This is a genomic window from Duganella sp. S19_KUP01_CR8 (assembly GCF_036688705.1).
Classification (GTDB): Bacteria; Pseudomonadota; Gammaproteobacteria; order Burkholderiales; family Burkholderiaceae_D; genus Rugamonas.
In genome coordinates, this window is record NZ_JAQQPR010000006.1 from 126,685 (window position 1) to 139,270 (window position 12,586).

General features: G+C 58.7%; 15 protein-coding genes. All 15 read left to right on the forward strand.

Translation table 11 applies throughout. The features are described 5' to 3' along the window. Window positions 1-6: 6 nt before the first annotated feature. A complete protein-coding gene (mnmG, locus tag V6M89_RS08090; protein ID WP_332852711.1) occupies window positions 7-1,950 on the forward strand; it encodes a tRNA uridine-5-carboxymethylaminomethyl(34) synthesis enzyme MnmG in 1,944 nt (647 codons plus the stop codon). Continuing rightward, the gene (gene rsmG, locus V6M89_RS08095) at window positions 1,947-2,597 is read left to right on the forward strand and encodes a 16S rRNA (guanine(527)-N(7))-methyltransferase RsmG (protein WP_217941463.1); all 651 of its coding nucleotides are present in this window, start codon (window positions 1,947-1,949) and stop codon (window positions 2,595-2,597) included. Before mnmG ends, rsmG begins: the two co-directional genes overlap by 4 nt. A 111-nt stretch (window positions 2,598-2,708) precedes the next feature. Further along, window positions 2,709-3,479 carry a ParA family protein gene (locus V6M89_RS08100; RefSeq protein WP_332852712.1) on the forward strand — a complete coding sequence of 257 codons (771 nt, stop codon included), beginning with the start codon at window positions 2,709-2,711 and terminating at the stop codon, window positions 3,477-3,479. 9 nt (window positions 3,480-3,488) lie between these two features. After that, window positions 3,489-4,376: a ParB/RepB/Spo0J family partition protein gene (locus V6M89_RS08105; RefSeq protein WP_332852713.1), complete on the forward strand. Its 888-nt coding sequence runs from the start codon at window positions 3,489-3,491 to the stop codon at window positions 4,374-4,376. A 292-nt stretch (window positions 4,377-4,668) separates the two neighbouring features. Further along, window positions 4,669-5,034 carry an ATP synthase subunit I gene (locus V6M89_RS08110; protein WP_036622994.1) on the forward strand — a complete coding sequence of 122 codons (366 nt, stop codon included), beginning with the start codon at window positions 4,669-4,671 and terminating at the stop codon, window positions 5,032-5,034. Window positions 5,035-5,055: 21 nt separating this feature from the next. After that, window positions 5,056-5,856 (forward strand): F0F1 ATP synthase subunit A, encoded by an 801-nt coding sequence (atpB, locus tag V6M89_RS08115; RefSeq protein WP_332852714.1) that lies wholly within the window; start codon window positions 5,056-5,058, stop codon window positions 5,854-5,856. Window positions 5,857-5,916: 60 nt separating this feature from the next. Continuing rightward, complete coding sequence (atpE, locus tag V6M89_RS08120; RefSeq protein WP_008443432.1) at window positions 5,917-6,192, forward strand: F0F1 ATP synthase subunit C; 276 nt, start codon at window positions 5,917-5,919, stop codon at window positions 6,190-6,192. A 42-nt stretch (window positions 6,193-6,234) separates the two neighbouring features. Continuing rightward, window positions 6,235-6,705: a F0F1 ATP synthase subunit B gene (locus V6M89_RS08125; RefSeq protein ID WP_116991267.1), complete on the forward strand. Its 471-nt coding sequence runs from the start codon at window positions 6,235-6,237 to the stop codon at window positions 6,703-6,705. A gap of 2 nt (window positions 6,706-6,707) precedes the next feature. Next, window positions 6,708-7,253 carry a F0F1 ATP synthase subunit delta gene (locus tag V6M89_RS08130; protein ID WP_332852715.1) on the forward strand — a complete coding sequence of 182 codons (546 nt, stop codon included), beginning with the start codon at window positions 6,708-6,710 and terminating at the stop codon, window positions 7,251-7,253. A gap of 62 nt (window positions 7,254-7,315) precedes the next feature. After that, window positions 7,316-8,857: a F0F1 ATP synthase subunit alpha gene (gene atpA / locus V6M89_RS08135; protein WP_332852716.1), complete on the forward strand. Its 1,542-nt coding sequence runs from the start codon at window positions 7,316-7,318 to the stop codon at window positions 8,855-8,857. Window positions 8,858-8,917: 60 nt separating this feature from the next. Next, entirely contained in the window at window positions 8,918-9,793 is an 876-nt protein-coding gene (atpG, locus tag V6M89_RS08140) for a F0F1 ATP synthase subunit gamma (RefSeq protein WP_332852717.1), read from the forward strand. Between the two features lie 29 nt (window positions 9,794-9,822). Further along, window positions 9,823-11,223, forward strand: coding sequence for a F0F1 ATP synthase subunit beta (atpD, locus tag V6M89_RS08145; RefSeq protein WP_026334776.1), 1,401 nt, complete (start codon window positions 9,823-9,825; stop codon window positions 11,221-11,223). 60 nt (window positions 11,224-11,283) lie between these two features. Next, complete coding sequence (locus V6M89_RS08150) at window positions 11,284-11,706, forward strand: F0F1 ATP synthase subunit epsilon (protein WP_332852718.1); 423 nt, start codon at window positions 11,284-11,286, stop codon at window positions 11,704-11,706. Window positions 11,707-11,765: 59 nt separating this feature from the next. Beyond that, on the forward strand, window positions 11,766-12,170 hold the full coding sequence (locus V6M89_RS08155) for a hypothetical protein (RefSeq protein ID WP_332852719.1): 405 nt from the start codon (window positions 11,766-11,768) through the stop codon (window positions 12,168-12,170). Between the two features lie 25 nt (window positions 12,171-12,195). Continuing rightward, window positions 12,196-12,567, forward strand: coding sequence for a hypothetical protein (locus V6M89_RS08160; protein ID WP_332852720.1), 372 nt, complete (start codon window positions 12,196-12,198; stop codon window positions 12,565-12,567). Window positions 12,568-12,586: the final 19 nt, after the last annotated feature.

A 12,586-nucleotide genomic window follows, 5' to 3' on the forward strand; every position in this document is an offset into this window, starting at 1 on the left:
TCCAACATGCTATTTCCTACAAAATTCGACGTCATCGTCGTCGGTGGTGGTCACGCCGGCACCGAGGCGGCCCTCGCTTCGGCCCGCATGGGCCAGAAGACCTTGCTGCTCACGCATAACATTGAGACGCTGGGCCAGATGTCGTGCAACCCATCCATCGGCGGCATCGGCAAAGGCCATCTGGTCAAAGAAGTCGACGCCATGGGCGGCGCCATGGCCATCGCCACCGATGAGTCGGGCATCCAGTTCCGCATCCTGAACTCGTCCAAAGGCCCTGCCGTGCGCGCTACCCGCGCCCAGGCCGACCGCATCCTGTACAAGCAAGCCATCCGTTCGCGCCTGGAAAACCAGCCCAACCTGTGGCTGTTCCAGCAGGCTGTCGACGACCTGATGGTGGAGGGCGACCGCGTGATCGGCGCCGTCACCCAGATCGGCCTGAAGTTCTTGGCGCCGGCCGTGGTGCTGACCGCCGGTACTTTCCTCGACGGGAAGATCCACGTCGGCCTGCAGAACTACTCGGCCGGCCGCGCCGGCGATCCACCGGCGATCTCGCTGTCGGCCCGCCTGAAGGAACTGAAGCTGCCGCAAGGCCGCCTGAAGACCGGCACGCCGCCGCGCATCGACGGCCGCAGCATCGACTTCTCGCTGATGACCGAACAGCCTGGCGACCTCGATCCGGTGCCGGTATTCTCGGTGATGGGCAATGCCGCCATGCACCCCGCGCAGATGCCGTGCTGGGTCACGCACACCAACACCCAGACCCACGACATCATTCGTGCCGGCCTGGATCGCAGCCCGATGTACACCGGCGTCATCGAAGGTGTCGGCCCGCGCTACTGCCCGTCGATCGAAGACAAGATCCACCGCTTCTCGGCCAAGGAATCGCACCAGATCTTCCTGGAACCGGAAGGCCTGACGACCAACGAATTCTATCCAAACGGCATCTCCACCAGCCTGCCATTCGACGTGCAGATCGCCCTGGTGCGCTCGATGAAGGGCATGGAAAACGCCCACATCCTGCGTCCCGGCTACGCCATCGAATACGATTATTTCGACCCGCGCGGCCTTAAAGCTTCGTTGGAAACCAAGGCGGTTGGCGGCTTGTACTTCGCCGGCCAGATCAACGGCACCACCGGCTACGAAGAAGCGGCGGCGCAGGGCATGCTGGCCGGTATCAACGCCGCGCTGCAAACCCAGGGCCGTGAAGCCTGGACGCCGGCTCGTTCGGAAGCCTATCTGGGCGTGATGGTCGACGACCTGGTCACGCAAGGCGTAATGGAACCGTACCGCATGTTCACCAGCCGCGCCGAGTATCGCCTGAGCCTGCGTGAGGATAATGCCGACATGCGCCTGACCGAAATCGGCCGCAAACTGGGCGTGGTTGGCGATGCGCAGTGGCAGGCATTCGAGACCAAACGCGAAGCCGTCGCGCGCGAACTGGAGCGTTTGCGCTCCACGTGGGTCAATCCGCGCATCCTGGAAGCGGCTGAATCCGAGCGCGTTATTGGCCAGGCGATCGAGCGCGAGTACTCGCTGGCGAACCTGCTGGCCCGTCCCGGCGTCGACTACGACAAGCTGATGAGCCTGTCCGGCATCGACGGCCGCGAGCTGGCCGGTCCTGGCGTGGCTGACGAAGCAGTGCGCGAACAGGTCGAAATCCAGCTCAAATATTCGGGCTATATCGACCGCCAGACCAAGGAAGTCGAGCGCCACGAGCACTACGAAAACCTGAAATTGCCGGAAGGTTTCAACTACCTGGACATCACCGCGCTGTCGGTGGAAGTGCGCCAGAAGCTGCACGCGCAGCGTCCGGAAACGCTGGGACAGGCATCGCGCATCTCCGGCGTGACGCCGGCGGCGATTTCGCTGCTGCTGGTGCACCTGAAGAAAGCCGGTTTCGGCGGGTTTGTTAGTCCAGATAATGCTCAAAAAGATGAGGTTGTTCAATGAAGGTGTTTGACCGTGTAGCAATTGCGGATGTTTTAAAACAAGGCATCAACAGTCTGAAGCTGGGCCTCGGCGACGACCAGGTGGAAAAATTGCTGGACTACCTGGCGCTGCTGAACAAGTGGAATTCGGTGTACAACCTGACCTCGGTGCGCGATCCGATGCAGATGGTCACCTTGCATGTGCTGGACTCGCTGGCGGCGGTACCTGCCTTCGCCGGCGCGCAGAATGTGCTGGACGTGGGAGCAGGGGGCGGCTTGCCGGGCATGGTGCTGGCGATCAGCCGCCCGGACATGAAAGTGTCGATGATCGATACGGTGCACAAGAAGACCGCGTTCCTGAACCAGGTGAAGGCGGAGCTGGGCCTGGCCAACGTGACGGTGTACACCAAGCGCGTGGAGCAGCTGGAAGTGAAGACGAAATTCGACGTCATCACCTCGCGGGCTTTTGCCGACCTTTCCGACTTCGTCAACTGGTCGGGGCACCTGCTGCAAGAGGGCGGGCGATTCATAGCCCTGAAAGGAACGGCGCCGGCAGAGGAGCGAGAGCGACTGCCAGAGCCATGGAAAGTGCAGAAACTGGAGCCTTTAGAAGTACCGGGGCTGGACGCGGAGCGCCACCTGGTTTTCATCCAAGCCGAAACTAAGTAAATGATTTATACGGTATAAACGGTTTATACAGTTTATTTTGTATAAACAGTATAAATCGTTTATATCGTTTTAATAGTATAAATAATTAAGAAGCACAACCCAAAGAAATACATGGCGAAAATTTTTTGCGTAGCGAATCAAAAGGGTGGCGTAGGTAAGACTACCACGACGGTCAACCTGGCCGCCGGATTGGCAAAGCTGAACCAGCGAGTGTTGCTGGTCGACCTGGACCCACAAGGCAATGCCACGATGGGCGCAGGCATCAACAAGGCGGGGCTGCCTGCATCGACCTATGAGGTGATGCTGGGCGAATCCGACGTGGCCACCGCGCGCCAGCGTTCGGAGCCGGGCCAGTTCGACGTGCTGCCTTCCAACCGCGAGCTGGCCGGCGCCGAAGTCGAGATGGTCTCGCTGGAAAACCGCGAGCGCCGCCTGAAGGACGCGCTGGCCCTGGTCGACAGCGAGTACGACTTCATCCTGATCGACTGCCCGCCGGCGTTGTCGATGCTGACCTTGAACGGCCTGTGCGCCGCGCACGGCGTCATCATCCCTATGCAGTGCGAGTACTACGCGCTGGAAGGTTTGTCCGACCTGGTCAACACGATCAAGAAGGTGCACGCCAACCTGAACCCGGACCTGAAGATCATCGGCCTGCTGCGCGTGATGTTCGATCCGCGCATGACGCTGTCGCAGCAAGTGTCGGCCCAGCTGGAGCAGCACTTCGGCGACAAGGTCTTCAAAACCATCATCCCCCGCAACGTACGCCTGGCCGAAGCGCCGTCCTACGGCCTGCCGGGCGTCACCTTCGATCCATCCTCCAAGGGTGCGCAGGCGTATATCGCCTTCGGCGCCGAGATGGTCAAGCGCATCAAGAAAATGTAAGGCAATAAAATGGCAACCAAAAAACTCAAAGGCCTGGGTCGCGGCCTGGAAGCGCTGCTCGGCGGCGACGGCGACATCACCACCCCGGACGCCAACACGCCGTCCGAACTCCCGGTCACGCAAATGCAGGCTGGTAAATATCAGCCACGTACCCGTATGGATGAGGGCGGCTTGCAGGAGCTGGCCGCGTCGATCAAGACCCAGGGCATCATGCAGCCCATCCTGGTCCGTCCGGTCGGCAGCGACAAGCTGACCGGCGCCATCAAGTACGAGATCATCGCCGGCGAACGCCGTTTCCGCGCCGCGCAAATCGCCGGCCTGGAAGTGCTGCCGGTTTTGGTGCGCGATGTGGACGACCAGGCCGCCGCCGCGATGGCCCTGATCGAGAACATGCAGCGCGAGGATTTGAATCCGCTGGAAGAGGCGCAGGGCATACACCGCCTGATCACCGATTTCAGTTTCACGCACGAGCAGGCGGCCACGGCCGTTGGTCGTTCGCGCAGCGCCGTGTCCAACCTGCTGCGTTTGATGAACCTGGCCAATCCGGTGCAGACCATGCTGATGGCCGGCGACATCGACATGGGCCACGCCCGCGCGTTGTTGTCGGTGGATGCGGCGACGCAGATCAACCTGGCCAATATGGTCATCGCCAAACGGTTGTCGGTACGTGAAACTGAAAAGTTGGTGGCAAAAACGCTGGAAGATCAAAAAGCCTCGCCGACCGAAGCGCGCCAGAAAGAAAAGTCCGGCGACATTGTCCGCCTGGAGGAAGAGCTGTCCGACAAGCTGGCCACGCCGGTGGTGTTCAAGATGGGCACCAAGGGACGCGGCCAGATGATCATCGACTTCGCCGACCTCGACATCCTCGACGGCGTCCTCGCCCGCCTGCGCGCCTAAACCCGGGGTCAGGTCCCCCATTAGAGCATGAGCCCGGCTGCGCCAGCCGAGCTCATGCTCTAATGGGGGACCTGACCCCGACGTTGTGACCCCACGTTGCAACAGAGGCAATAAAAAACGAAAACGCTTAACTGGTTCCAACTTGGTGCAACCGGCTTGGAAATGTTTATAAAAGCGTCGCTTTCGTGCACCAATTGCTCTGCTGCGGTGCAGCAATGTTTGACGTGATACAGTAAAGACACATATAATCCCGTGTCTTTGGGTTTTATCGGCTTTTCAGGGGGCTCGCCAGATGAATGATTCGACGAGTATTTCCAAGCCGGTGTTTAAAGTCGTCGCCCTCCAGTTAGCCATCGCAACTGGATTCGCCTTGCTCGCCTGGAACTTGGGTGGAGTGCTCAAAGCTTGGTCGGCCGCCTATGGCGGAGCAATCGCAGTCATCGGGAGTCTGATGTACGCGATGATTGTTGCGGGCGGAACAAATGACGCCAAAAAAGCTTTCCGGTCGCATGTACGCGCCGAAGTTGTAAAAATATTTATCACGGTAGTGCTGTTTGTTTTGGCACTGGCGCTGTTTCAGTCGGCCTCTTGGTTATGGCTGATCTTGGGTTTCGCGGTGGCAACCTTAGCTTATTGGTTTTCACTGCTCGCAATTTAATCACCAAAATCTAATACTTTTATGACCACAGAAAACGCTGTAGGGGCACACGATGCGCCCACCAACATTGAGTATATTCAGCACCACCTGTCGCACCTGAAGTCTGCCGACGGCGCTTATAACCTGGACACGTTCTGGGTTTCGGCCGTTCTGGGCATGATTTTCCTCGGTGTGTTCTACCTGGCGTCGCGTCGCGCGACCGCCGGCGTACCGGGCAAGCTGCAAAACTTCGTCGAAGCCGTCATGGAGCTGGTCAACGAAGTCGTCAATTCCGCATTCCACGCCAAGAGCAAGGTCATCGCACCGCTGGCTATCACGATCTTCTGCTGGGTTTGGCTGATGAACGCGATGGACTTCCTGCCGGTCGATCTGCTGCCTAAGCTGCTTGGCTACGCTGGCGTCCACAAACTGCGTGTCGTGCCGACCGCGGACGTCAACCACACTTTCGGCATGTCGTTCGGCGTCATGCTGTGCATTATTGGTTTCTCGATCAAAGCCAAAGGTCTCGGCGGCTGGGGTAAAGAATTGCTGACCGCTCCGTTCCATGCGCATGGCTTCATGGCTATCGTGCTGGCTCCGGTCAACTTCGCCTTCCAGATGATCGAGTTGCTGGCTAAGCCACTGTCGCTGTCGCTGCGACTCTTCGGCAATATGTACGCCGGCGAGCTGCTGTTCATTCTGATCGCTCTGCTGCCATGGTGGGCGCAGTGGCTGCTGGGTGGTCCTTGGGTTATCTTCCACATCCTGGTGGTGACCCTGCAAGCGTTTGTGTTTATGGCGTTGACTGTCGTGTACCTGAGCCTCGCGGTTGAGAAGCACTAAGCAACTTAGTTTTAACTTTTTAGTATCTGTAGTCTTTTTTAAAATCTTAGGAGAAATTCAATGCAAGCTCTGATCGCACAAGTACAAAGCATGACCGTTCTGGCCGCAGCAATCATCATCGGCCTGGCCGCTATCGGCACCGCACTCGGTTTCGCAATTCTGGGCGGCAAATTCCTGGAAGCTTCGGCTCGTCAACCAGAACTGATGCCACAACTGCAAACCAAACTGTTCGTTATCGCTGGTCTGCTGGATGCGATCTCGATGATCGGCGTCGGCGTTGCTCTGCTGTACACCTTCAGCAACCCATTCCTGGCAGCTGTTCTGGCGGCACATTAATTCGCTCCCTTCTAGGAGAAACTTTTAGTTAGGAGCAAAGGTATGGACATCAATATGTCTCTCATCGGTCAGATGATCACCTTCGCGGTGTTGGTCTGGGTTTCGATGAAGTTCGTATTTCCATCGCTGAATGCAGCGTTGGATGAGCGTGCCAAGCGTATCGCTGACGGTCTGGCTGCGGCCGACCAAGGCCAGCAAGCGATGGTAGTGGCTGAGAAGCGCGCCAGCGAAGCGCTGGCAGGTGCACGCGAAGAAGCTTCGCAACGCGTTGCCGACGCTGAAAAGCGCGCGCAACTGGTGGCAGAAGAAATCAAAGCAAATGCACAAGCCGAAGCGGACCGCATCATTGCGCAAGCCAAGGCCGACGCCGATCAGCAACTGGCCAAAGCGCGCGACACGCTGCGCGCTCAGGTGGCTGACCTGGCTGTGAAGGGCGCCGAGCAAATCCTCAAGCGCGAAGTCAACGCGTCGGCCCACGCCGATTTGTTGTCGCGCCTGTCTGTCGAGCTGTAATCATGGCAGAAAACGCAACCGTCGCCCGTCCCTACGCGGAAGCTTTGTTCCGCGTAGCCCAAGCAGGTAAGGAATCGTTCAACCTCGCGGCGTGGTCCGAACTGGTGGCCGAACTGGCCCAGATCGGTGCCCACCCCGAGGTGCAAGCATTCGCCCGCAACCCGAAAGCTTCGGCTAGCGATGTGAGCGCCGCCATTACGGCACTGGTCAAGTCGCCGTTGAACACGGAAGCGAAAAACTTCCTGGCGATGCTGGTCGAGAATGGCCGCATCAGTCTGCTGCCGGAAATCGGCGCGCAATTCCAGGCGTTGAAAAACGCCACGGAAGGTGCGGCAGACGCCGACATCACCAGCGCGTTCGACCTGAGCGCGGCTCAAGTGAGCGAGCTGATCGCCACGCTGGAGAAGAAATTCAGCCGCAAGCTGAACCCGGTCGTGACCGTGGATCCAGCGTTGATCGGTGGCGTGCGCGTCGTTGTTGGCGATCAGGTGCTGGACACGTCGGTCCGCGCCAAGTTGCAGCAATTGCATGTTGCGCTGGTCGCGTAAGCGCCGCTTAGAACAGATTCTTCCCCTCGCGCAAGCTGAGAGAAACACTTTTAGGAGTTAGTATGCAACTCAACCCATCTGAAATCAGCGAGCTGATCAAGAGCCGTATCCAAGGCCTTGATGGCGGCGCTGAAGTACGCAACCAAGGCACGGTTATTTCCGTCGCCGACGGTATCGTCCGCATCCACGGCCTGTCGGACGTGATGCAGGGCGAAATGCTGGAATTCCCTGGTAACACCTTTGGTCTGGCGATGAACCTGGAGCGTGACTCCGTCGGCGCCGTGATTCTGGGTGCTTACGAGCACATCTCCGAAGGCGACACGGTCAAGTGCACCGGCCGCATTCTGGAAGTGCCGGTCGGTCCTGAACTGCGTGGCCGTGTGGTCAACGCCCTGGGCCAGCCGATCGACGGCAAAGGCGCCATCGACGCCAAGCTGACCTCGCCAATCGAAAAGATCGCTCCAGGCGTTATCGCCCGTGAGTCCGTCTCGCAGCCTATGCAGACCGGTCTGAAATCGATCGACGCGATGGTACCAATTGGCCGTGGCCAGCGCGAGCTGATCATTGGCGACCGTCAAACCGGTAAGTCCGCCGTAGCGGTTGATGCGATCATCAACCAAAAAGGCCAGGGCATGACCTGCATCTACGTGGCTATCGGTCAGAAAGCCTCGACGATCAAAAACATCGTGCGTTCGCTGGAAGCGCATGGCGCGATGGAGTACACCATCGTCGTCGCCGCCACCGCGTCGGAATCGGCAGCGATGCAGTACATCTCGGCCTACTCCGGCTGCACCATGGGCGAATACTTCCGCGACCGCGGTGAAGACGCGCTGATCGTGTACGATGACCTGTCGAAGCAAGCAGTTGCCTACCGTCAGATCTCGCTGCTGCTGCGCCGTCCACCAGGCCGCGAAGCTTACCCTGGCGACGTGTTCTACCTGCACAGCCGTCTGCTGGAACGCGCAGCACGCGTCAACGCCGACTACGTCGAAGCCTTCACCGGTGGCGCAGTCAAAGGCAAGACCGGCTCGCTGACCGCACTGCCGATCATTGAAACCCAGGCTGGCGACGTTTCGGCGTTCGTGCCAACCAACGTGATTTCGATTACCGACGGCCAGATCTTCCTGGAAACCTCGCTGTTCAACGCCGGTATCCGTCCTGCGATTAACGCCGGTATCTCGGTGTCGCGCGTTGGTGGCGCCGCCCAGACCAAGGTCATCAAAAACCTGTCCGGCGGTATCCGTACCGACTTGGCGCAGTACCGTGAACTGGCTGCGTTCGCGCAGTTCGCTTCCGACCTGGACGAATCGACCCGCAAGCAGCTGGACCGCGGTGCCCGCGTGACCGAACTGCTCAAGCAGGCTCAGTACTCGCCACTGTCGATCTCCCTGATGGCCGCTTCGCTGTTCGCAGTGAACAAGGGCTTCCTGGATGATGTCTCGGTCAAGCAAGTGCTGTCGTTCGAAGCTGGCCTGCACGGCTACCTGAAGACCAAGCAAGCTGACCTGCTGTCCAAGATTGAAGCATCGAAGCAACTGGACAAAGACGGCGAAGCAGCGCTGTCGGCCGCCATTGCCGACTTCAAGAAATCCGGCGCATATTAAGCTAAACGGCGGTCCAGGTTGAACCCTGGGTCGCCTGCAGCGCAGAAGGAGTAAGGACTCATGGCAGCAGGCAAAGAGATACGTGGCAAGATCAAAAGCGTAGAAAATACGAAGAAGATCACCAAGGCGATGGAAATGGTCGCCGCATCGAAAATGCGCAAAGCGCAGGATCGCATGCGCGCCGCCCGTCCCTACAGTGAGAAGATTCGCAATATCGCCGCTAATCTGGCTACCGCAAATCCGGAATACACCCACCCGTTCCTGGCTGAAGAGCAAAAGGAACAGGCGAAGGCAATTGGCTTCATCGTCGTCACCACGGACAAAGGTCTGTGCGGCGGTATGAACACCAACGTGCTGCGCATGGTGACGGCGAAAACCCGTGAGCTGGAAACAGCCGGCAACAAGATTGCCGCGGTAGCTATCGGTAACAAAGGTTTGGGTTTTTTGAATCGCGTGGGCATTCCTGTCGTTGCGCAAGTAACGCAGATCGGCGACACGCCGCACCTGGAAAAACTGATCGGACCCGTCAAGGTCATGCTCGAGAAGTTCCAGAACGGCGAAGTCGACGCAGTCTACCTGTGCTACACCAAGTTCATTAACACGATGAAGCAAGAGCCGGTAGTGGAGCAGTTGCTGCCACTGCCAGCCGCGAAGACGCAGGCCGACGCGGGTAATCACAACTGGGATTACATCTACGAGCCGGATGCTGCGACCGTGATTGATGAGCTGCTGGAGCGCTATGTTGAAGCGCTGGTGTACCAGTCGGTGGCGGAAAACCTGGCGTCCGAGCAATCGGCGCGTATGGTGGCGATGAAGGCTGCGAGCGACAACGCTGGCAGCGTGATCGGCGAGTTGAAGCTGATCTACAACAAAACCCGCCAAGCTGCGATTACCAAAGAACTTTCCGAAATCGTCGCCGGTGCGGCTGCGGTTTAAACGAATTAAACTATATAGAAGGAACGAACATGGCTGATGGCAAAATCGTTCAGTGTATCGGCGCTGTGGTGGACGTAGAGTTTCCACGCAACGCGATGCCTAAGGTATTCGATGCCTTGAAAATGGCTGGCTCCGAGCTGACCCTGGAAGTACAACAACAGCTGGGCGACGGCGTGGTCCGTACCATTGCTCTGGGTTCGTCCGACGGCCTGCGCCGCGGCATGATGATCCAGAACACCGGCAAACCAATCATGGTGCCAGTGGGCAAAGCGACCCTGGGTCGCATCATGGACGTGCTGGGCAACCCGATCGACGAATGCGGCCCGGTGTCGCACGAGCAGACCGCGTCGATCCACCGCGCTCCTCCTGCGTACGACGAACTGTCGCCATCGCAAGAGCTGCTGGAAACCGGCATCAAGGTGATCGACCTGGTGTGCCCGTTCGCCAAAGGCGGTAAAGTCGGCCTGTTCGGCGGCGCCGGCGTCGGCAAGACCGTGAACATGATGGAACTGATCAACAACATCGCCAAGGCGCACTCGGGTGTTTCCGTGTTTGCCGGCGTGGGCGAGCGTACCCGCGAAGGTAACGACTTCTACCACGAGATGGCCGATGCCAAGGTGGTCGATCTGGAAAATCCAGAGAACTCCAAAGTGGCGATGGTCTACGGCCAGATGAATGAACCACCAGGCAACCGTCTGCGCGTCGCGCTGACCGGTCTGACCATGGCGGAATCGTTCCGTGACGAAGGCAAGGACGTTCTGTTCTTCGTCGATAACATCTACCGCTTCACCCTGGCCGGTACCGAAGTATCCGCACTGCTGGGCCGTATGCCTTCCGCAGTGGGTTACCAGCCTACCCTGGCCGAAGAGATGGGCCGTCTGCAAGAGCGCATCACCTCGACCAAGACCGGTTCGATCACCTCGATCCAGGCCGTCTACGTTCCAGCGGATGATTACACCGATCCTTCGCCTGCAACCACCTTCGGTCACCTGGATTCGACCGTTGCCCTGTCGCGTGACATCGCCTCGCTGGGTATCTACCCTGCGGTCGATCCACTGGACTCGACTTCGCGCCAGCTGGACCCGCTGGTCGTCGGTCAAGAGCACTACGACACCGCCCGCGCAGTACAGATGACCCTGCAGCGCTACAAAGAACTGCGCGACATCATCGCGATTCTGGGTATGGACGAACTGGCGCCGGAAGACAAACTGCTGGTGGCACGCGCACGTAAGATGCAGCGTTTCCTGTCGCAGCCGTTCCACGTTGCTGAAGTGTTTACCGGTTCGCCAGGTAAATACGTTTCGCTGAAAGACACGATCAAGGGCTTCAAAATGATCGCTTCCGGCGAACTCGATCACCTGCCAGAACAAGCGTTCTACATGGTCGGCACGATCGACGAAGCTATCGAAAAAGCCAAGAAGCTCAACTAATCATTGAGTTTCGATTGCGGCCCCGCGCGAGCGGGGCCGCATCACACCGACAGGACACACATGGCAAACACTATACACGTGGACGTGGTTTCCGCCGAGGAGTTGATCTACTCGGGCGAAGCCGAATTCGTCGCGTTGCCGGGCGAGCAGGGCGAGCTGGGGATCTACCCTAAGCACACGCCTTTGATCACCCGCATCCGTCCGGGCGCGGTGCGCATCCAGGTACCAGGTCAAGCCGAGGAAGAATTTGTCTTCGTCGCGGGCGGCCTGCTGGAAGTGCAGCCGGGCGCCGTGACGGTGCTGGCGGATACCGCGATTCGCGGCAAGGATCTGGACGAAGCCAAAGCGGCAGCGGCCAAGAAACGTGCCGAAGAAGCGCTGGCGAACAACTCCTCCGGTATCGACTACGCGAAAGCGCAAGCCGAACTGGCGGCGGCCATCGGCCAGCTGGCGGCGATCGCCAAACTGCGCGCGAAGCACTAAGCAACGCACAGCATCACAGCAAAAAGGCAGCCTCGGCTGCCTTTTTTATTGGCCGGAACATGAAAATAGAAACTTTCATCGGGCGCTATATCAAAGCCGACGTTGCCTGGAGGGCCGCGGTGGTGCTGCCACCGCTGTTGTTCGCGCTGTATTTTGGATGGTTGATGTTTTCGTCGCCGTTTTCCCGCGCGGACTTCGATCAGCAGGCTTGGGCCGCCCTTACCGCCGCCAACGACAACAGCTGCGAGCGCGGTGCGATGCTCGACAGCCTGCTGAAAAAACACGTCCAGATCGGCATGCAGAAGAGCAAACTCGTCGCGCTGCTCGGCAAGCCGGATAAGGACAACGGTGGCGTAGTCTTTTATTATCTGGGCTATTGCCAAACCTTTACCGACGAGGATACCCTGGATTTCTACTTCGATAGCCAAGGCGCCTTAACGAAACACGCCATCACGACTCACTAAGCCGTGAACTAACCAGAAAACTGCCATGTCGCTGTATCTTAAGATTGAAGCAGCCTGTGTGTCAGCACTGACGCTGCTATTGGTGTATCTCGGATGGATGATGTTTTCCTCGCCGTTTTCCCATGCGGACTTTGACCTGCGAGCCTGGGCGCTGGCCGCCCACGACGGCACCCACTGCACGCGTGGCGCGATGGTTGACAGCCTGCTGAAAAAACACGTCAAGCCCGGCATGGAGAAGACCGAACTCGTTGCGTTGCTCGGCAAGCCCGATAAGGAATTCGGCGACGAGTCCTCTTACTATCTGGGCGCTTGCCAGATCTTCAGCGACATGGATAGCTTGGACTTTTATTTCGATCGCCAAGGCACCCTCACACGGCACGTAATCGATGGTCACTAAGCAGGCGGTGCTGCCGCTG